The organism is Pantoea sp. B550 (assembly GCF_024158165.1).
GTDB classification, from domain to species: domain Bacteria; phylum Pseudomonadota; class Gammaproteobacteria; order Enterobacterales; family Enterobacteriaceae; genus Pantoea; species Pantoea alfalfae.
Map to the genome: position 1 here is coordinate 748,865 of NZ_JAMYXI010000003.1, position 20,434 is coordinate 769,298.

Here is a 20,434-nt window from a genome sequence, read left to right on the forward strand (position 1 = left end):
GATATTAACTATCTGGATAAATCCGGACAAGCGTACACTGCGCCTCATCAATGGCGTGTAATGACGTATGGAGAGTCAGCATGTTTTTCCTGTACCCGCTCTTTGCGGTGATGATCTGGTCGATCAACTCAATTGTCAGCAAACTGTCGGCCAGTGCGATCGATCCGGCAGCGATCTCATTCTATCGCTGGCTGCTGGCGCTGCTGGTACTTACTCCCTTTGTGCTGCCTGGCGTGTGGCGCTCGCGTAAGATCATCAAACCGCATCTGTGGCGGCTGGCGATCCTTGGGCTGCTCGGTATGGTGCTCTATCAGAGTCTTGCCTATTACGCGGCACATAGTGTCAGCGCACTGTTTATGGGCATTATTGGCGCGCTGATCCCGCTGCTCACCGTACTGCTGAGCGTGGTTATCCTTCGGATTGCGCCAACGCTCGGTATCCTGCTCGGCAGTATTCTCTCTTTTTGCGGACTCGTGTGGCTGGTCAGTCAGGGTGACGTGATGCAGTTGCTGAATCATGGCATGGGCAAAGGTGAACTGATGATGCTGGCCGCTTCCACCTCCTATGCGCTGTATGGCGTCCTGACGAAACGCTGGGCGCTGCCATTGCCAATCTGGCAGAGTCTCTATGTGCAGATCGTATTCGGCGTACTGCTGTTGCTGCCCGGCTTTTTACTGGCACCAGACGTGTCGCTTAACTGGCATAACCTGCCACTGGTAGCGTTTGCCGGGCTGTTCGCCTCCATCATCGCGCCTTTTTTGTGGATCCATGGCGTGCAGCGCCTTGGTGCCAGCACCACCAGCATCTTTATGAATCTGACGCCGCTGTTTACCGCATTGATCGCCGTGCTGTTTCTGCACGAGCAACTGCACAGTTACCACTGGATTGGCGGTGGTCTGACGCTGGGCGGTGTCATACTGGCGCAGCGACTGCGGACGCCACTAACCCGGCACAAACCGGTCATTCAGCCACCATCCTGAATCATACCTTCTGCCGATTAAGGAGTCTGGCTGCGGTGAGTGAAGATGCAGCTAAAGAGGGTGGTAAATAAAGGCGGCTGAGGTTCACAACTCAAGCGTAAATCTCGCGCCGAAACGCGAGTCCCCCGTGGGATTTCCCGGGGGCTTTTGCTATCATGGCCTATTCGTTTTCCGGCGCACCCCACGCTGTTCTGTTTTCCCAAGGAATCCGCCATGCAACCTCTCAGCGGCCCCGGTGCGCCGGTCGATCGTTCATCTGTCAATCCGCAAACCGGTGTGGCCCGTCACGGTTCTGTGGCGGGTGAACAGCCACTCTCTCCTGCTCAGCGCACGACGTTAGAACGCCTGATCGTGCGTATCTCATCGCTCAGCACTCTTAAAGCGCCTGAACTCTGGGCGGGCGTCCGTCATGAAGTGGGCGTAAAGAGTGAAGCGGAGTTACAGTCGCGTCATTTTCCGGCTGCGGAACAGTATCTGAATGGTCGCCTGACGCAGGCGCAGAACGGACATGGCACCCGCCAGCTGATGACTCAGCTCACCGAGCTGCTGCCGAAAGGTAATAACCGTCAGGCCGTCAGTGATTTTATCCGTCAGCAGTTTGGTCAGACCGTCCTGAGCGCGCTGAGTCAGGATCAGCTGCGCCAGGTGCTGACGATGCTGCAGAACGGGCAGATGACGATTCCCCAGCCGCAGCAGATCCGCGTCAGCGATCGCACGCTGCTGCCTGCCGAGCACCATACCCTGAATCAGCAGGTGGTGCGCCTGGCCGCCGCCACCGGCGAATCTACCGGCAAGCTGTGGTCGGCAGCGCTGAAACTGGTGAATCTGACCAGCGGCGATCCGATCCCCTCACGCCACTTTCCGCTGCTGACACAGTATCTGCAGGTACGCCAGACGCTGAGTCAGCACAGTGCACCGACGCTGCAACTGCTGGAAGCGTCCCTGAAACAGCCGCTCGATCAGCAGGAACGGCAGCAACTGGAAGATTACAGCCAGCAGCGTTTTCAGGCGACGCCGCAGATGGTTCTGACCACTGCACAGACGCAGGATCTGCTGAACTTCCTGTTCAGCCGTCGCGCTGACCGGGCAGAAAAACTTCTTGAGCAGCCGCTTGCACCCAGCGAGATTAAACCTCAGCCGATCTGGTCACCCTTTGTGGCATCGCTGCCGCCCACGATACAGCCGCTGGCGCAGCGTCCCCTGCTGGGATTTTTTGTCGCACTGGGGGTCATCACCCTTTTACTCTGGCTGGTACTCTGAGTCAGCAGCCGCAGGATGCTATGGGCGCGGCGGCAGGCCATTCGCCCGCTGCATCACCCCAGGTCAGCGGATGACCGTCACGTTTCCAGAAATCCAGCCCGCCAATTAACTCCTTCACCTGAAATCCCAGCGATGCCAGTTTCCATGCCGCTTTCGTCGAGCCGTTACAGCCAATACCGTCACAATAGGTGACATACACTTTGCTGCGGTCAAGCCGCGCCGTCGTGCTGGCATCCATCCCGCGATGCGGAAAATTTATCGCGCCGCAGATATGACCGGCGCGATAAGCCTCCGGCGCACGGGCATCGATCACCACAATTTCTGGTGCCTGACGGGCCAGATCTTCTGCCAGATCCCAGGCGTCGGTGTAATAAGCGAGTTTGGCCTGCAGATAGTCGAGGCTTTGCTGCGGCGTGGCGGCCGGAATCTGTAAAACCGATGACATAGCGATTCTCCTGTTGTGATGAAGCTGCAGTTTACGGCAAAGTGGACTGCTTACTGATACCCATTATCCAGCAGGGTTAAGACCCATATGCCTTCACCGTGGTTACAACTTTTCCAGCACCAGGCCAGTGGCGGCGTGCGTGAGCGGCTCTGCTCTACCCTGCGACTGGCGATCAACCGGCATCATCTGCACGCCGGTCAGCAGTTACCCTCCAGCCGGCAGCTGGCGCAGGATCTGCGTCTGTCACGTGTGACGGTGGAAGCGGCCTACGGACAGCTGGAAAGTGAAGGCTATCTGCGACGCGAGACCGGTCGCGGTACTTTTGTTGCCATCATCATCCCCTCCTATTCATCATCATTACCTGCCCGGCCTCAGCCCGTCCGCTTCTCGGCGCGGGGCCAGCAGGTTCTGGCAACCGGTGGCTGTCAGGATCCCCCTTTTCCGCACGCATTCGCCGCCGGTTCACCGGAGTTACGCGCTTTTCCCCACAACACCTGGCGACGCCTGAGCAGCAGCGTACAGCGTTCCCTGGGCAGCGCGGCAATGGGATATGGCGATCCCTGCGGCTACCTGCCGTTACGCAGCGCACTCGCTGATTATCTGGCGCTCTCACGAGGCGTAGCGTGCCAGCCAGAGCAGGTGATCATTCTGACAAGTTCACAGCAGGCGCTGCAGTTACTGGCGATGATGTTCGTCGATCCCGGTGATGCGGTGTGGATGGAGGAGCCTGGCTATCCTGGCGCGCGCAACGCCTTCAGGGCCACAGGCGCACAGGTGCGCGGCATTGAGGTCGATGCCGAAGGTGCTGTCCCCGCCAGCGGCAGTGCGAAGCTGATGTATCTGACACCCTCGCATCATTATCCAACTGGCGTCACGCTCAGCCTGTCGCGGCGTCTGGCGTGGCTCGACTGGGCGCAGCGCAACCAATGCTGGTTAATCGAAGATGATTACGATAGTGAGTTTCATTATGATGATCGCCCTGTTCCGGCACTGCAGGGACTGGATCGCCATCAGCGGGTGATCACGCTGGGCACCTTTTCGAAATCGCTGTTTCCCTCTCTGCGCCTGGCGTGGATGGTCGTGCCGCCCGCGCTGATTACGCCCATTGGTCAGGCACGCAGCGTGCTTGATGGGCATAGCGCCCTGCTACCGCAGGCTGTCACCGCTGCCTTCCTGCAGCAGGGACATTTCGCCAGCCATCTGCGGCTGATGCGTCAACTCTATCGCAGCCGTCGCGATCGGTTACTCGAGCAGATTGCTCAGCGGCTCTCGCCCTGGATCACGCCGATTGTCAGCAGCGGCGGATTACAGGTAACTGTCAGACTGCAACAGGATGAAGCGCGATTAAGCGCACTGGCGGCTCAACAGGGTTTGCTGCTGCCGCGTCTGAGCCCACTCTATGCCGGGCCTTCGTCTCAGCAAGGCTGGATGCTGGGCTTTGCCGCACTGACGCCTGATGAGATTGTGGCAGGATGCAATACATTGCTGCGGCTGCTGCAGCGGGAGGGCTAAAACGGAGGGTTGAACGAGGTAACGCGGATGGGCTGTAAAACGTCAGACGACTGACCAACCCCATTCAGGATGTATCTTACCGCAACACAGTAGCACAACGCGCAGGGAATAGGGGCAGAGGAGGAAAGCGTCCCGCGCCATGGACGGCGCGGGCCGAGCGGCCAGGGATTGGCTTTAGCGTCTTTCCGATCTGCCCGTGTTCCCTGAGCATACAATGCGTTGCAGCGAAGCATGTTCACCAAAAACAAAAAGGGCCGGCAAGCCGGCCCTTCAGCGTACTGACGTAATGATTACGCCTGATATTTACGCATGGTCAGGGTGGCGTTGGTGCCGCCGAAACCAAAGCTGTTAGACATCACGGTGGTCAGCTCTTTTTCCATCGGCGCAGTGACGATGTTCATACCGGTTGCAGCGGCGTCCAGCGAGGTGATGTTGATGCTTGGCGCAATAAAACCATGTTCCAGCATCAGCAGCGAGTAAATCGCTTCCTGCACGCCCGCCGCACCCAGTGAGTGGCCGGTCATCGCTTTGGTCGCTGAGATGTAAGGCGTGTTATCGCCAAACACTTCACGAATCGCACCCAGCTCTTTCACATCACCCACCGGAGTAGAGGTTCCGTGGCTGTTCAGATAGTCGATTGGTGTATCGACACCGTTCATCGCCATCTTCATGCAGCGCACTGCGCCTTCACCTGATGGTGCAACCATGTCTGCACCGTCTGACGTCGCACCGTAACCGACGATTTCGGCATAGATGTGTGCTCCGCGAGCCAGCGCATGCTCCAGCTCTTCCACCACCACCATGCCGCCGCCACCGGCGATAACAAAGCCGTCGCGCTCATTGTCATAAGTACGTGACGCTTTCTCTGGCGTGTCGTTGTAACGGGTAGAGAGCGCGCCCATGGCATCGAACTCACAGGCCATTTCCCAGCACAGCTCTTCGCCGCCACCCGCAAAAACGATATCCTGTTTGCCGAGCTGAATCTGCTCAACGGCATTACCGATACAGTGCGCTGAGGTGGCACAGGCAGAGCTAATCGAGTAGTTTACGCCATGAATTTTGAATGGCGTGGCGAGGCAGGCAGAAACGCCAGAGGCCATCGCTTTGGTGACCACATAGGGGCCAACCGCTTTCAGGCCGCGTGGGCTGCGCATAGCATCCGCACCAAACACCTGGAAGCGTGGAGAACCGCCGCCTGAACCCGCAATCAGACCCACACGTGGGTTACTCTGATACATTTCAGTGGTGAGGCCGGAATCTTTAATCGCTTCTTCCATGGAAAGATAAGCATAGATGGACGCATCACTCATAAAACGCACAACTTTGCGATCGATGAGGCCGGTGGTATCTAATTTAACGTTACCCCAGACGTGACTACGCATGCCGGAATCTTTCATCTCTTCAGAAAAGGTGATGCCAGAGCGTCCTTCACGCAGAGATGACAGCACCTCTTGCTGGTTATTACCAATACTGGAAACGATCCCTAAGCCAGTAATCACAGCACGTTTCATTCAATCTTCCTCATCCACTTCTTCTTAATTGGCATGCACTCTAGCGTACACTTGTACGCCGAACAAGTCCGATCAGCTATTTCCTTTTGTAAATTTGCGTCATGTCACGTGGGTCGTTAGAATCGCGCCACTGCCTGAAAAACGAGCCTTTACCGTGAAACTAACCCCGGTTGAACATGCACAGCTAAACTGGAATGAACAGGGTACACCTGTTTCCCGAGCGTTTGGCGACGTCTATTTCTCTAATGACAATGGTCTGGAAGAGACACGTTATGTCTTCCTTGGCGGCAACGGTTTTCCCGATCGTTTTGCAGAGCATCCGCGCGATCTGCTGATCGTGGCGGAAAGCGGTTTTGGTACCGGCCTCAACTTTCTGACGCTGTGGCAGGCGTTCGATACGTTTCAGCGTGAACAGCCCGATGCCACTTTAAAACGTCTGCATTTCATCAGCTTTGAGAAATTTCCGTTAACCCGTGAAGACCTGGCTGCTGCGCAGCAGCACTGGCCGGAACTGGCTCCCTGGGCCGAAACGCTGCAGGCGCAGTGGCCTGCGGCCCTGCCCGGCTGCCAGCGTTTGCTGTTTGACGGGGGACGGATCACGCTCGATCTCTGGCTGGGCGATATCAACCAGCTGATGGAAGAGCTGGATGAGAGCCTGCATCGTCAGGTGGATGCCTGGTTCCTGGATGGTTTCGCGCCGTCGAAGAACCCGGATATGTGGACGCCGGAACTGTTCAGCATGATGGCAAAACTGGCGCGTCCACAAGGGACCTTCGCGACCTTTACCGCCGCAGGTATTGTCCGGCGCGGCCTGCAGCAGGCAGGCTTTGACGTTATCCGCCGCAAAGGATTTGGTCCCAAGCGCGAAATGCTGTGCGGGCCGTTGCAGGATGCGCCTCCGTTACCCAGTCCGCAGCCCTGGTATCATCGTCAATCTGCGGAGCAGCGTGATGTTGCCCTGATTGGCGGCGGCGTCGCCAGTGCCACCTTAGCGCTGGCGCTGCTGCGTCGCGGCTGGCAGGTCACCCTTTACTGTGCCGACGAAGCACCCGCGCTGGGCGCGTCCGGTAATCGTCAGGGCGCGCTCTATCCGCTGCTCAACCAGCACGACCCGGCGCTCGCCACCTTTTTCCCGGCGGCCTTCAGCTTCGCCCGGCGGCTCTACGATCAGTTAACCGTCCACTATGAGCATCACTGGAGCGGTGTGCTGCAGCTCGGCTGGGATGAGAAAAGTCGTAAGAAGATTGATCAGATGCTGGCGATGGGCCTGCCTGAATCCATCGCTCGTGGCGTGGATGTCGCAGAGGCGGAGACACTGGCAAATGTTGATCATGGCTGCAGCGGCATTTTCTACCCGGAAGGTGGCTGGCTCTCACCGGCCGAACTGACCACCGCGATGCTGGCTTATGGTGAAACCCAGGGATTGCGCATTCACTGGCTACACCGGGTGAGCAGCCTTTCACGGGATGATGATCACTGGACGCTGACGTTCAGCGATCGCCCCGCGGTCCGTCATCCGACAGTGGTGCTGGCTAACGGCCATGCGATTGCCGACGTTGCGCAAAGCGCCCCGCTGCCGACCTATCCGGTGGCCGGTCAGGTGAGCCATGTTCCTTCAACCCCAGGTCTCGACGCGCTGCAGACCGTGCTCTGTTACGACGGCTACCTGACGCCCGTCAGCCCGCAGTTTGGCACCCACTGTATCGGTGCCAGCTATCATCGTGGCGAAACCGCAATAGATTACCGGGAAGAGGATCAGCAGGAGAACCGCAGCCGACTACTGGATTGCCTGCCTGACCGTCGCTGGGCAGAGAGCGTGGATGTCAGTGACGGCGAGGCGAGAATGGGTGTGCGCTGCGCCACGCGGGATCACCTGCCGATGGTGGGCGGTGCGCCGGATTATGACGCCACGCTGGTGCAATACGCTGATTTACCGGCGCAGCTGGCCGCAAGTCACGATATCGCTGATGCGCCCGATCTGGCGGGCCTGTATCTGTTTGGTGCGCTGGGATCGCGCGGCCTGTGCAGTGCACCGCTGGCAGCCGAAGTACTGGCAGCTCAGCTGACGGGCGAACCGCAGCCGCTGGACGTGAGTACACTGGCAGCGCTTAATCCGAATCGCTACTGGGTGAGAAAATTACTGAAGGGAAAAGCAGTTTAGCCGATGCTGAGGGCGGCACGCCGCCCTGCAACGTTATGCGGAGAGCTGGCGTGCCTGAACAAACAGGTTGTCCCACATTCCGACCACTAATGCCTGGTCGCGCGGTGAGAGTTCTCCGGCAGCGATAGCATTTTGCAGACTGCGGGAGACCTGAATCTGCAGCGCTTCTGGCGTATGTTCGCCCAGTTGCTCCACTTCGGCCACAGCCAGTGTCAGATGCCCGCGCAGATAACCGCTGGCGAACAGCTCATCATCGCTGGCATGCTCGACCATGTCGTCAATCAGGGCCAGAATACGCGCTTCAAATTCTGCGATCATCTCAATTCCTCTATTAATAATACCTTCCTGCATCACAGATCGTCCGGCCAGGGAAACTGCGACGCGGTGAGCGAAGGCCTGCCATAAAATTTCGCCAGAGCGGTAATAAAACGCGCGGGACGGTCGGGAATGCCCGACGTCAGATAGCTCATGACCTGAGCATGCACTTTACGCTGGAACGCAATGCGATCCGGCTCACAATCTCCGTCGAGATTGTCACAACTCACGTTGAAGGGAAAGCCTGCCGCCATACAAAACATCCACTCCAGCGCCTGCGGCTTCACTTCAACCGCTTCAAACTGACTCTGGGTCAGCGCGTCGCGGCCATCCGGGCAGTACCAGTAGCCAAAATCGACCAGTTTGCGGCGTGCTTCACCGGCAATGCACCAGTGAGAGATCTCATGCAGGGCACTGGCGTAAAAGCCGTGGGCAAACACCACACGGTTCCACGGCGACTCCGTATCAGCAGGAAGATAGATCGGTTCATCGTCGCCTTTAATTAGACGGGTCTGAAATTCATCGCTGAAGCAGCGATCAAACAGCGTGATCAGCTGTTCATAATGATGGGTCGGGTTCATGACGGTATCGCGTTTCAGGTTACGAATGCAGCGTGGTAAGCCAGGCCAGAACATCGCTGCCGTGGCTGTCCCACAGTAATTTAATGCTCATGACGGCAGAGACAATCACCACCATCGGGCGGATCAGTTTCTGTCCGCGGCTCAGCACCAGTCGTGCGCCCAGACGCGCGCCGCAGAAGGCACCGAGCATCATGATCAGACCGGTTCCCCACACCACTTTGCCGCCGAACATAAAGAACAGCAGGCTGCCCATGTTTGAGGTGAAATTCAGCACCTTGGCATGGGCGGTCGCTTTGGCCAGGTTGTAGCCGCAGAGGGTAACGAAAGCCAGCGCATAAAACGAGCCTGCGCCTGGCCCGAAAAATCCGTCGTAGAAGCCCACTGCCCCGCCGCCCACCAGCGCATAAGGCAGACCATGCAGGCGGCGTGCCTGATCCACTTCACCGAGCTTTGGCATCAGCAGGAACCACAGGCCAATCGCGATCAAAAACAGCGGCAGCATCTGACGCAGAAAATCAGCCTGCAGTCGCTGAATCAGTATCGCGCCCAGAATGGATCCCAACAGCGTCATGGCGATGTTCAGCCACTGCTCATTCAGATTGACCGCTCCACGCCGGACAAAATAGAGACTGGCGGAGAACGAGCCGCCGACCGATTGCAGTTTATTGGTCGCCAGCGCCTGCGCCGGAGAGAGGCCCGCCGCCAGCAGTGAAGGCACCGTCAGTAACCCCCCGCCACCGGCGATAGAGTCAATGAAACCGGCGAGCATGGCGATTAAAAACAGCAGCCCGACCAGCAGCGGGCTGACAACAAACCACTCCATGGAATCCCTTAAAGTAAATGTTTATCCAGCAGGGCCTGACAGGCAGGCGGTAACGGCGGCGGCTCACGTTTCACGGGCGCGCCAGAACCCGGCTGTTTCGGCAGGAACCAGCTCTGCAGCTCTGCGCCACAGCCATCGCCCGGAGGCGGTGCGGGCTGATCTTCACAGCCGATACTGCCCGCAGGGCAGCGCAGTCGCACATGCATATGAGCACGATGCGCGAACCACGGGCGCACTTTTCTCAGCCAGTCGCGATCGTTACCTGCATCCGCACAAAGCTGCTTTTTAATCGCCGGATTGACGAAGATCCGTGTAACATCATCGTCTTTTGCGGCCAGTTTAATCAGGCTGTCGATTTCCGGCTGCCAGTGGCGCGCAATGACATTCTTATCGCCCGGCCCAACCAGATCCAGCGGCTGCGGCTTCAGCAGTTGCTGCGCGCTCCAGCGTGTTTTTGGCAGTTGCAGCCAGATATCCACATCCAGGCCGGTCTGGTGACTGGCGTGACCGCTGCTGAAGCGCCCGCCAGCCGCCATGCCCATGTCGCCAATCAGCACGTTGCCCAGTTGCAGGTTATGCACCTGGGTGCTGAGCCGCTGAATAAACTGAATCAGATCGGGATGGCCAAAATAGCGCCGCTGATCCTGACGCATCACCTGATAGTGCGGTGAATTGAGCGGCAGTGCCTGCGCGCCGACGATACAGCCGTTGGCAAAGCCACCAATTGACTGCGGTGCGCCGCTGATCGGCTGCTGAATCTGTTGCCACGGCGTTGCGGCCAGGCTGGAGGCGCTGATCAGCAGCGCATTAAGAGTAAGCAGGAGCGCCTTCATGCCATCACCAGCGCGGTACAGAGCTGTTGACGTCACCATTCTGCGCCCGCTGGCGCAGCAGATGATCCATCAGGACGATCGCCATCATCGCCTCGGCGATCGGCACAGCGCGGATCCCGACGCAGGGATCGTGACGGCCTTTGGTGATCATCTCCACCTCTTCGCCGTTGCGGGTAATGGTTTTACCTGGCACGGTGATGCTGGAGGTCGGTTTCATCGCCAGATTGGCGCTGATGGTCTGGCCGCTGCTGATACCACCCAGAATGCCGCCGGCGTGATTGCTCTGAAAACCGTCGTGGCGGATCTCATCACGATGCTGACTGCCGCGCTGGTTAACCACCGCAAAGCCGTCGCCAATTTCGACGCCTTTCACCGCATTGATACTCATCAGCGCGTGCGCCAGATCGGCGTCCAGTCGGTCAAAGACCGGCTCGCCCAGGCCTGGCGGCACGTTATCTGCCATCACTGTAACTTTAGCACCGATGGAGTCGCCCTCTTTTTTCAGGCCGCGCATCAGTTCATCCAGCGCCTCGAGCTTATCGGCATCCGGACAGAAGAACGGGTTCTGCTCCACGATGCTCCAGTCTTTCAGCTCACAGGCGACATCACCAATCTGTGACAGATAGCCACGTACCACGACACCGTGTTTCATCTGCAGATATTTCTTGGCAATCGCCCCGGCCGCCACGCGCATCGCGGTTTCACGCGCCGATGAGCGGCCGCCACCACGATAGTCGCGCTGACCATACTTCTGCTCGTAGGTGTAATCAGCATGGCCCGGACGGAAGAGATCTTTGATGGCACCGTAATCCTGCGAGCGCTGATCGGTGTTCTCAATCAGCAGGCCGATCGAGGTGCCGGTGGTCACACCCTCAAAGACACCGGACAAAATTTTCACCTGATCCGGCTCGCGGCGCTGCGTGGTATAGCGCGAAGTGCCAGGACGGCGGCGATCGAGGTCATGCTGAATATCGGCTTCGGTCAGCGGGATGCCTGGCGGCACGCCGTCAACGATACAGCCCAGTGCCAGACCGTGGGACTCGCCAAAGGTCGTTACTCGAAAAAATTGCCCGATGCTGTTTCCGGCCATGCTGTTTCCTTGTCAGAGTTCGGCGGGCGAGGCTTCGCCCCACTTTTAGTCTTTATAAAAAGAGAAATGGTGTTGTGCGTCGACAATCTGCTGGCGCGTCAGCGTGAAGACGCCATCACCGCCGTTGTCGAATTCCAGCCAGGTAAAGGGCACGTCGGGATACTGCTCGATCATGTGCACCATGCTGTTGCCCACTTCGCAGACCAGTACGCCCTGCTCGCTAAGATAGTCGGGCGCGCAGGCCAGAATACGGCGCACCAGCTTCAGGCCATCGCTACCTGCTGCCAGGCCAAGCTCTGGTTCGTGGCGATATTCGTTCGGCAGATCGTCCATATCTTCCGCATCAACGTACGGCGGATTGGTGACGATCAAATCATATTTCAGCTGTGGCAGTTCGCGGAACAGGTCAGCACGAATCGGCGTCACCTGGTGGATGAGTCCATGTTCTTCAATGTTCTGTTCGGCTACCGCCAGCGCACCGGTGGAGATATCCACGGCATCCACTTCGGCTTCCGGGAAAGCATAGGCACAGGCAATCGCGATACAGCCGCTGCCGGTACACATATCCAGAATATGACGCGGCGGTGTGCTCACCAGACCGGCAAAGCGGTTTTCAATCAGTTCGCCAATCGGTGAACGCGGCACCAGCACGCGCTCATCGACAAAGAATTCGTGCCCGCAGAACCACGCTTTATTGGTGAGATAGGCAACCGGAATGCGTTCGTTAACGCGACGGATAACGCGCTCAACGATCAGAAGACGTTCGCTCGCGGTGAGACGCGCACTGCGCATATCTTCAGGAATATCCAGCGGCAGCCAGAGTGACGGCAGGACCAGTTGAACGGCTTCGTCCCAGGGATTGTCTGTGCCATGCCCGTACCAGATTCCGGCAGCGGAAAAGCGGCTTACCGCCCAGCGCAGCATGTCCTGGATAGTGTGCAGTTCGTTCACTGCCTCATCGACGAAAATTTTGTCCACGTAGCCCTCCGCAGGCCTTTTGCTAAATCGGCCAGTAGTGTGCCATGAAGCCGGGGAGAATTCAGCGCAGCAAGGTGAAAAAGCTGACATTTAATGACATTAATCGGTAAGGTATCGCCTATGCTGTGTAGCAGACTTTTCTTAGATAACTGACCCGTCATGAGTAAAAAAACACCCTTAAGCCCGGATGACCAGGCGCTGTTTCTACAGTTAATGACTGGCACGCGTCAGTTGAAACAAGATACTTTCGTGCATAAATTACCGGTTAAAACCCGCGTATTGCCGGTAAAACGACTGCTTTCAGAGCAGGCGGACAACAGCCATTACTTTTCGGATGAGTTCCAGCCGCTGCTCTCCACCGAAGGAGCCACCCGCTACGTGCGTGCCGATGTCAGCCACTTTGAGCTGAAAAAACTGCGTCGTGGCGACTATACGCCGGAGATTTTCCTCGATCTGCATGGCTTAACGCAGCAGCAGGCCAAGCAGGAACTGGGCGCACTGATCGCCGCCTGCCGCCGTGAACATCTGTTCTGCGCCAGCGTTATGACCGGTCATGGAAAGCATATTCTGAAGCAGCAGACGCCGCTGTGGCTGGCCCAGCATCCGTGGGTGATGGCTTTTCACCAGGCGCCGAAGCTGTTTGGCGGTGACGCTGCGCTGCTGGTTTTAATTGAGATTGAGGAGTGGCAACCGCCTGAGTTGCCCTGATAGGGGCCGGGAGGATCGGCTCAAAGACGTCAGATCGCTTTCGCCAACTTTTTGGGACTGACCTGCCACAGTAGTTTACCGGCATGCTGCGCGGGATCGAATTCCACGCAGGCAATAGCGGAAGTGGCAAACATGGGGGGGGCTTCCTGCGGGCACAGTTCAGAGACTAAATATCCCACCAATGGTAAATGAGAGATCACCAGCGCCGATTTCACACCTTCGTTTGCCAGGGTCTGCAGATAGCACCCGACCATTTCCGGATCGCCGCCCGGCGTTAACTCCGGCAGAACATCCTGGTTTTCCGGCAGGGGAAAAGCTTCACGCACGGTCGCGAGGGTTTGCTGCGCGCGTAAATAGGGACTCACCAGGACACGCTCAATGTCTGGCGTCTGGCTGTTGAGCCAGTTGGCCATCTGGCGTGATTCATTGCAGCCACATAAGGTTAAAGGCCTGACTGAATCACTGGCTGCTTCCAGAGCCGCATCGCCGTGACGCATGATAAAAACTTGCATAAAGCACCGCTGTTGTTTGTCGACATCGCCCGACGCCTGGCGCCTGACTCTTCACTCTGCGAATGAACGCTGTGTTTTACCCTAATGGCTTCAGTATAGTCAACCGGTTGTTTATTAAATAAGCGCTTCTCAGAATCATGCTGCGCCGCACACTCTGGCGGCGCTTTCCTAACCCGCTGAATCGGATTGGTTATTCCATTTACAGCAGAAATGTAAAATTTCGTCTATTCTCTGGCCGCCTCAACCAGCGCTTCGCAGGGCGTAAATCGATCGCCATGCTGCTGCGTAAGGCGGGTTAAGCGGTTGACCACCTCCGCCGCACCCAGTTTGTCCATGTAGTGGAACGGCCCCCCCAGGAAAGGCGGAAAGCCGATACCAAACACAGCACCGATATCGCCATCGCGGGCACAGCGAATGACCTGCTCATCAAGGCAGCGGGCCGCCTCATTCAGCATCATCATCATGCAGCGTTCTGCAATCTGCGCTTCACTCTGTCTTGCCTGCGGCGTGACTTTCAGCAACGTATACAGCGAGGTGTCCGGCTTTTTACGCTGCCAGCGCGGCTGGTCATAACGATAAAAGCCTTTGCTGTTTTTACGTCCCTTGCGGCCATCTTTGAGCACCGCGTCAAAAGCAGCGGGTGCGGCAAAGCGTTCACCATAAGCCTGATGCAGGATGGGACTGATTTTGCTGCCGACGTCGATGCCAACCTCATCGAGCAGCTGAATCGGACCGACCGGAAAACCAGCCTTCACCAGCGCCCGATCGATATGGTCAATCGGCTCGCCCTCCAGCAGGCAACGCATCGCTTCATTTATATAGGGCGTCAGGATGCGATTAACATAGAAACCCGGCTTGTCCGCTACCACTATCGGCGTTTTGCCCTGGCTGCGCGCCAGCGCCACAATGGTCACTACCGTTGCGGTGGAGGTGTTCAGATGGGGAATCACTTCCACCAGCGGCATTTTATCGACCGGGCTGAAGTAGTGCAGGCCGATGACGTTTTCCGGACGCTGTGCTTTGGCGGCAATCTCTTCAATCGGCAGCGACGAGGTGTTAGAAGCAAACAGCGTATGCGGCTGACAGTGGGCTTCCACTTCGCTGACCATCTGCTGCTTGAGTGCTAAATCTTCGAACACGGCTTCGATCACCACATCGCGCTGCGAGAACCCCTGGTAATCGATGCCGCCCGTGATACGAGCCATCTGCTGCTGACGCTGTGCCGGAGTAAGCTGGCGTCGTTTGACCTTTTTGCTCAGCAGATCCCAGCTGGTTTTCAGCGCATGGTTAACGCCTTCCAGGCTGATATCTTTGATGCGTACCGGTAATCCGGCGTTGATTGCGGTGACGCTGGCGATGCCACCGCCCATGAGACCGCCGCCGAGAATCGCGACACCCTTCACCGCAGCGGGTTCCGCCTCACCGCCCCGCTCCTTCTTCATGGCCGTGGTCGCGAAAAAGAGTCCGCGCAGCGCCGCAGATTCCGGCGTCATTGCCAGCTCACCGAAGGCACGCGCTTCAGCATCATGTCCGGCCCGGCTGCCCCTCTCCAGCCCGATGCGCACCACCTCAATAATGCGGTTTGCCGCCGGATAGTTACCCTGGGTTTTGGCTGCAGTCTGGCGGGTTGCGAGTGTAAATAGTGCCTGACGGCCAACCGGCCCGTGCAGCAGACGGTCGCGCAGCGGCAGCGTGCGTCCACTGACCTTGCCCTTTTTCACCCGCGCGATAGCCGTCTCCAGCAGAATCGCCTGCGGCACCGCATCATCAACCACCCCCAGCTTACGGGCCTGTTTCGCCCGCAACGACTTGCCGGTCAGAATCAGCGGCAGCGCCTGCTGCACGCCAATTAACCGAGGCAGTCGCTGGGTACCTCCGGAGCCGGGCAGTAAGCCGAGTTGCACCTCCGGCAAACCCAGGCGGGTTTTCTCATCCAGCGAGCAGATACGCGCATCGCAGGCCAGCGCCAGCTCCAGCCCGCCGCCCAGGCAGGCACCATGGATTGCGGCTACTACCGGGAATGGCAGCGCATCAAGCGCAGCCATCACTTCCTGACCCTGTTTTGCCAGCGCTTCGGCTTCCTGTGCGCTCTGACAGCGATCGATCATGCTGATGTCCGCGCCAGCGATAAAATTGTCCGCTTTGCCCGAAATCAGTACCAGGCCTGCCAGCTGCGGATCGCGTCGCGCCTCTGCAATGATGGCGGTGATCTGCCCGGCAAATTCTGCTTTCAGGGTGTTCATCTTCTCGCCAGGGACATCGATTGTAATGATGCCAACATGATCAAGTCGCATCTTCAGGTGAAACGCATTCTGATCCATTATTCGGCCTCCAGAACCATTGCCGCACCCAGACCGCCCGCCGCACACGCCGTGACCAGTCCTAACCCGCCACCGCGACGGCGTAATTCATTCAGCGTCTGGGTGATCATGCGCGCGCCCGTGGCGGCAAAAGGATGACCATAAGCGATTGAACCGCCCAGCACGTTAAAGCGCTCTTCATTCACTTCGCCCAGCGCATGAGCACGGTTCAGCACCTCGCGGGCAAAGCGCTCGTCGCGAAAAAGTTGCAGATTGCTCAGGGTCTGGGCCGCGAACGCTTCATGCATATCAATTAGCGTCAGATCGGCCAGCGTGATTCCGGCGCGATCCAGTGCCAGTGGTGAGGAGTACGCCGGACCCAGCAGCATATCCTGCTGTACACCAATCGCGGTAAACGCGTAGCTGCGCAGATAGCCCAGCGGCGTGACACCCAGTTCACGGGCGCGGCCTTCGCGCATCAGAATCACGGCGGCCGCGCCGTCGGTGAGAGGCGTGCTGTTGGCCGCCGTGACGCTGCCGTGCTGACGATCAAACGCCGGACGCAGCCGGGCGTAATCCTCTGCTCTGGCATTCATACGGACGTTATTGTCCTGGTCAATAGCGGTTTTCCACGGCGGCACAAAGGCTGCCATCACTTCCTGATTCAGTACCCCGGATTGCCAGGCCCTGGCGGCATGCTGATGGGATCGCAGCGCCAGCGCATCCTGTGCTTCGCGAGTGATGCCGTGACGCTTAGCCATCTGCTCCGCAGTGTCGCCCATACGCAGGCCGGTCGAATACTCCGCCACTGCAGGCGGGACCGGCAGCAGATCACGCGGACGCAGACGCCGCAGGATGTGCAGTTTTTGACCGAAGCTGCGGGCTTTATTGAGATCCACCAGCGCGCGGGCCAGCGTTTTACTGACCCCAATCGGCAACACCGACGAAGAGTCTGCGCCACCGGCAATACCGGCAGAGATGGTGCCCGCCAGCAGACTTTCTGCCACATTCGCTACCGCCTGAAAGCTGGTGGCGCAGGCACGGCTGACGCTGTAGGCATCGGTATGCACACTCAGCCCGCTGCTTAATACAATTTCACGCGCAATGTTCGGCGCTTCCGGCATCTGCACCACCTGACCAAAGACCAGTTGCTCGATCACCTCAGCCGGCAGTTCACTGCGCGCCATTAATTCGCTGACCACCATCCGTCCCAGCTCAATGGCGGGAATGCCATGGAAGCCGGTCGCCTGGCGCAAAAAAGGGGTGCGTAACCCGTGGGTTATTGCGATGCGTTCACCATCACGCGTCAGCAGCGGCTGCGCTTTGCTCATTGTTCTCACCTGTGGCTGGGACTGTGGCATCATTGCCTGAAGAGGTCTGACCTGATCAGTGTTAACCACAAGCGGGTGAGCCGCCAATACCGGAAAGGAAAAAGTGCGAAGAGAAACACGAAAATGAAAAACGCCGCATTAATGCGGCGTTATGAGACTTAACGCAAACCGAGCTGAAAAATCATCGTTTCAGCCTGGCAGCTGAAAGTAAAATCGATATCCAGCTGCACACCCTGATTCACCTCACTGAAGCGTGATTCAATCACACAGGGTTCCGATTCAACTTCACGTGCACGTTCGGTGAGGAGCGCTAATTTAGCTTCCGCATCGGCACGCTGAGCAAACCACTCCGACCAGCTGGCGGTGCAATCGGTATTATCCATTACCGTGCCCACATCAACACAACAACAGGCTGCTGTTTCGGTCGCACTGCATTTTTTAATGGCATCAGTCATTTCATTCTCCTGACCAGCGATCTGGTGGGTTGAGCGATTTTATGGCCGAAATTTTACCTGCTCGCGTAAAGATGCGCCATGTACATGGCGCTAAGTGACGAATATCACAATAAAAATTGATCCAGAACAAACTGGAATCGGTATGCTGTGCAGAATCAGGGCTGTTTTGTTATGCAGATCGAATTTTAAACGATCAAACCTGAAATATTTTAAAAACAATATTGCAACATGCACACAGGTCGGACCTATACTCTCCGCACTGGTCTGATATGTGCGTTTTACATCAGTCCCTACAATCCGCCGTCCTTTGTTACGCGACGTTATAGCGTTAAATAATAATTCACATGAGGTTGTGGTCATGAACCATAAAAACCTGTTTGCAAAGTCAGCCGTGGCGGCTGCAGTGGCGCTTGTCTCTTCACACGTTTACGCAGCTGGGTTTCAGTTAAATGAGTTTTCTACGATTGGTTTAGGTCGCGCATATTCAGGCGAAGGGGCAATGGGCGATACGGCGGCATCAGCCAGCCGTAACCCGGCGACGATGGCATTAATGGATCGTCCGGAATTTTCACTCGGTGCGGTCTATATTGCGCCAGATGTCAATATTAGTGGTCGCAGTCCCAGCGGACGCAGCCTGGATGCTAATAATATTGCCCCGAATCAGTGGGTTCCCAATATTCATTATGTCCAGCCCATCAACGATCAGTGGTGGATCGGCGCGTCTGCAACCTCTAACTATGGCTTAGCAACAGAGTTTAATAATGGCTACACCGCGGGGGGTTACGGCGGTAAAACCGATCTGGTGACCGGCAATTTTAATCTCAGCACCGCGTACCGTTTAAATGAACATTTTAGTTTTGGCGTCGGTTTTGATGCGGTTTATGCCAAAGCCAAAATTGAACGCTATGCCGGTGAGTCAGGCGCAAGACTGGGCGTTCCGGCTGATACGCAGGTTGCCCATCTGAAAGGCGATGAGTGGGGATATGGCTGGAACGCCGGTGTCCTGTATGAAGTGGATGAGAATAACCGCTTCGGCTTTACCTATCGTTCAGAAGTGAAAGTCGACTTCGATGGCGATTACAAAAGCAGCCTCTCTTCCCGACTGAATGCAGTGAATAATCCGGAAGTATCAGGTGTGCCGTTTGGCACCAATGGTACCACCGTTCCTGGCGCGTTAACCCTGAATCTGCCAGAGATGTGGGAAGTATCGGGCTGGCATAAAGTGGCACCGCAGTGGGCGGTTCACTACAGCATGGCGTACACCAGCTGGAGCCAGTTCCAGGAGCTGAAAGCCACCGGTTCTAACGGCCAGACGCTGTTCTATAAAGATGAAAGCTTCCACGATGCCTACCGCATTGCACTGGGCACAACCTATTCCTACGACAAGAACTGGACGTTCCGCACCGGTATTGCGTTTGATGACAGCCCGGTTCCGGCCGATAAGCGCTCTATCTCTATTCCGGACCAGGATCGTTTATGGCTGAGTGCGGGTACGTCTTATGCCTTTAACGATGATGCCTCGGTTGATTTAGGCATCTCTTATATGCACGGGCAGAAAGTGACGGTGAAAGAAGGGCCTTATACCTTTACCTCTGAAGGTAAGGCCTGGCTCTACGGTGCGAACTTTAATTACAAGTTCTGACTGGATGGTAAGATCATAAAGGGCGACTCTGGTGAGTCGCCCTTTTTTGTGGACGTGGATCGCTTAATGGCTCAGGGAGCATACGCCTTGCACAAAGACGCAAAACCGCCATCCCTGGCTGCTCAGCGTGGGCGATTACTCGGCGTCAATATCCTTCAGGTCATCCTGAATCGCGGCTGCGTTAGGATTATCTTCCGGCTTGAGCTTGCCGCCACGTGCCAGGAAGTCGTGACGCTGGAAGTACGCGTTACGGATAAAGGCGTACGGATCGCTCTGCTGTTTCAGGATTGCATCAGAGTCCAGCAGCTGCGCGCGGGTCTCAATCCCTTCAAGCGTCCATTTACCAATCGACATTGGCCAGGTCAGCCAGCCGAGGATCGGATAAAGCGTATCAACGTAGTCGCCGCCATCCTGACGCACCGTGAAGCTGCCGTAAGCAGGCAGCTCAACATAAGGCCCGTAGCCGACGCCATAGTGACCGAGCGTGGTACCGAAACGGTGCGGCTCTTCACGCGCCAGTTCCGGGTTCGCCTTGCCGGCAACGTCAATGAAACCGCCCAGTCCCAGCACGCTGTTCAGGAAGAAACGGGTAAAGTGAATACCCGCATCACGTCCGTTACCGACCAGAATGGCGTTGACCATACTGGCTGGCTCTTCCAGGTTGCCGAGGAAATTGCTCAGCCCGGTACGTGCCGGGACCGGCACATAATCACGCCAGGCCACAGCGACCGGACGAAGCACGTACGGATCCAGCACGTTGTAGTTAAAGTTAAACATCGTGCGGTTAAAGCCTTCAAATGGATCGCTGCGCTGCGCAGGATCGCTATTCGCCGGCTTTGAACTGGCACAACCCACCAGAAGGACGCTGGCGACAGCCAGGCTGGTCAGGCGATAATTCATTCCAATCTCCCTGTGCGGATGAAAAAGGTCAGCCCATCGTTCAGGTCACAGCCCTGTCGTATCGGCTTATCCGATGAGCATAGCTGACTTTGTGCCA

19 protein-coding genes are annotated in these 20,434 nt (G+C 57.2%); 6 read left to right on the plus strand and 13 right to left on the minus strand.

Going from position 1 to position 20,434, the window contains the following annotated elements; all coding sequences use genetic code 11:
- Window positions 1–80 precede the first annotated feature (80 nt).
- Together NIM72_RS06430 and flk are read left to right on the plus strand one after the other, a co-directional pair.
- A complete protein-coding gene (locus NIM72_RS06430; RefSeq protein ID WP_222925183.1) occupies window positions 81–980 on the plus strand; it encodes a DMT family transporter in 900 nt (299 codons plus the stop codon).
- A gap of 213 nt (window positions 981–1,193) precedes the next feature.
- Entirely contained in the window at window positions 1,194–2,240 is a 1,047-nt protein-coding gene (gene flk / locus NIM72_RS06435; protein WP_253419461.1) for a flagella biosynthesis regulator Flk, read from the plus strand.
- Window position 2,241: 1 nt separating this feature from the next.
- Here flk and NIM72_RS06440 read toward each other — a convergent pair whose 3' ends face one another.
- Window positions 2,242–2,685, minus strand: a complete 444-nt coding sequence (locus NIM72_RS06440; RefSeq protein WP_161733411.1) for a rhodanese-like domain-containing protein — start codon at window positions 2,683–2,685, stop codon at window positions 2,242–2,244.
- Window positions 2,686–2,772: 87 nt separating this feature from the next.
- On the opposite strand from NIM72_RS06440, the gene NIM72_RS06445 reads away from it, so the two are divergent.
- Window positions 2,773–4,197, plus strand: coding sequence for a PLP-dependent aminotransferase family protein (locus NIM72_RS06445; RefSeq protein WP_253419478.1), 1,425 nt, complete (start codon window positions 2,773–2,775; stop codon window positions 4,195–4,197).
- Window positions 4,198–4,487: 290 nt separating this feature from the next.
- Here the strand turns inward: NIM72_RS06445 and fabB are convergent, their stop codons facing one another.
- The gene (fabB, locus tag NIM72_RS06450; protein WP_033783746.1) at window positions 4,488–5,708 is read right to left on the minus strand and encodes a beta-ketoacyl-ACP synthase I; all 1,221 of its coding nucleotides are present in this window, start codon (window positions 5,706–5,708) and stop codon (window positions 4,488–4,490) included.
- Window positions 5,709–5,862: 154 nt separating this feature from the next.
- On the opposite strand from fabB, the gene mnmC reads away from it, so the two are divergent.
- The gene (mnmC, locus tag NIM72_RS06455; RefSeq protein ID WP_161733416.1) at window positions 5,863–7,869 is read left to right on the plus strand and encodes a bifunctional tRNA (5-methylaminomethyl-2-thiouridine)(34)-methyltransferase MnmD/FAD-dependent 5-carboxymethylaminomethyl-2-thiouridine(34) oxidoreductase MnmC; all 2,007 of its coding nucleotides are present in this window, start codon (window positions 5,863–5,865) and stop codon (window positions 7,867–7,869) included.
- Between the two features lie 33 nt (window positions 7,870–7,902).
- On the opposite strand, the gene NIM72_RS06460 is transcribed toward mnmC, so the two are convergent.
- From NIM72_RS06460 to prmB, 6 genes are read right to left on the minus strand one after another with little or no spacing between them, the layout of a single operon-like run.
- Window positions 7,903–8,187 (minus strand): YfcL family protein, encoded by a 285-nt coding sequence (locus NIM72_RS06460; RefSeq protein WP_003854283.1) that lies wholly within the window; start codon window positions 8,185–8,187, stop codon window positions 7,903–7,905.
- A gap of 32 nt (window positions 8,188–8,219) precedes the next feature.
- Window positions 8,220–8,765 (minus strand): elongation factor P hydroxylase, encoded by a 546-nt coding sequence (locus NIM72_RS06465; protein WP_161733418.1) that lies wholly within the window; start codon window positions 8,763–8,765, stop codon window positions 8,220–8,222.
- Between the two features lie 19 nt (window positions 8,766–8,784).
- Complete coding sequence (locus NIM72_RS06470; protein ID WP_253419483.1) at window positions 8,785–9,588, minus strand: sulfite exporter TauE/SafE family protein; 804 nt, start codon at window positions 9,586–9,588, stop codon at window positions 8,785–8,787.
- A gap of 8 nt (window positions 9,589–9,596) precedes the next feature.
- A complete protein-coding gene (mepA, locus tag NIM72_RS06475) occupies window positions 9,597–10,421 on the minus strand; it encodes a penicillin-insensitive murein endopeptidase (RefSeq protein WP_161733422.1) in 825 nt (274 codons plus the stop codon).
- A 4-nt stretch (window positions 10,422–10,425) separates the two neighbouring features.
- Entirely contained in the window at window positions 10,426–11,511 is a 1,086-nt protein-coding gene (aroC, locus tag NIM72_RS06480) for a chorismate synthase (protein ID WP_161733424.1), read from the minus strand.
- Window positions 11,512–11,556: 45 nt separating this feature from the next.
- Window positions 11,557–12,489, minus strand: coding sequence for a 50S ribosomal protein L3 N(5)-glutamine methyltransferase (gene prmB / locus NIM72_RS06485; RefSeq protein ID WP_033783751.1), 933 nt, complete (start codon window positions 12,487–12,489; stop codon window positions 11,557–11,559).
- Window positions 12,490–12,648: 159 nt separating this feature from the next.
- On the opposite strand from prmB, the gene smrB reads away from it, so the two are divergent.
- The gene (smrB, locus tag NIM72_RS06490; protein ID WP_253419486.1) at window positions 12,649–13,197 is read left to right on the plus strand and encodes an endonuclease SmrB; all 549 of its coding nucleotides are present in this window, start codon (window positions 12,649–12,651) and stop codon (window positions 13,195–13,197) included.
- Between the two features lie 29 nt (window positions 13,198–13,226).
- Here the strand turns inward: smrB and sixA are convergent, their stop codons facing one another.
- The 4 genes from sixA to NIM72_RS06510 all read right to left on the minus strand — a co-directional run bounded on the left by sixA (window position 13,227) and on the right by NIM72_RS06510 (window position 17,795).
- Window positions 13,227–13,709: a phosphohistidine phosphatase SixA gene (gene sixA, locus NIM72_RS06495; protein WP_013358611.1), complete on the minus strand. Its 483-nt coding sequence runs from the start codon at window positions 13,707–13,709 to the stop codon at window positions 13,227–13,229.
- A gap of 224 nt (window positions 13,710–13,933) precedes the next feature.
- A complete protein-coding gene (gene fadJ, locus NIM72_RS06500) occupies window positions 13,934–16,030 on the minus strand; it encodes a fatty acid oxidation complex subunit alpha FadJ (RefSeq protein WP_253419491.1) in 2,097 nt (698 codons plus the stop codon).
- A complete protein-coding gene (fadI, locus tag NIM72_RS06505) occupies window positions 16,030–17,340 on the minus strand; it encodes an acetyl-CoA C-acyltransferase FadI (protein ID WP_161733430.1) in 1,311 nt (436 codons plus the stop codon). The genes fadJ and fadI overlap by 1 nt, the downstream gene beginning before the upstream one ends.
- Window positions 17,341–17,498: 158 nt before the next feature.
- Complete coding sequence (locus NIM72_RS06510; RefSeq protein ID WP_161733432.1) at window positions 17,499–17,795, minus strand: YfcZ/YiiS family protein; 297 nt, start codon at window positions 17,793–17,795, stop codon at window positions 17,499–17,501.
- Window positions 17,796–18,153: 358 nt separating this feature from the next.
- On the opposite strand from NIM72_RS06510, the gene fadL reads away from it, so the two are divergent.
- Window positions 18,154–19,437: a long-chain fatty acid transporter FadL gene (gene fadL / locus NIM72_RS06515; RefSeq protein ID WP_161733434.1), complete on the plus strand. Its 1,284-nt coding sequence runs from the start codon at window positions 18,154–18,156 to the stop codon at window positions 19,435–19,437.
- 135 nt (window positions 19,438–19,572) lie between these two features.
- On the opposite strand, the gene mlaA is transcribed toward fadL, so the two are convergent.
- Window positions 19,573–20,337, minus strand: coding sequence for a phospholipid-binding lipoprotein MlaA (gene mlaA / locus NIM72_RS06520; protein WP_137229673.1), 765 nt, complete (start codon window positions 20,335–20,337; stop codon window positions 19,573–19,575).
- Between the last annotated feature and the right edge of the window lie 97 nt (window positions 20,338–20,434).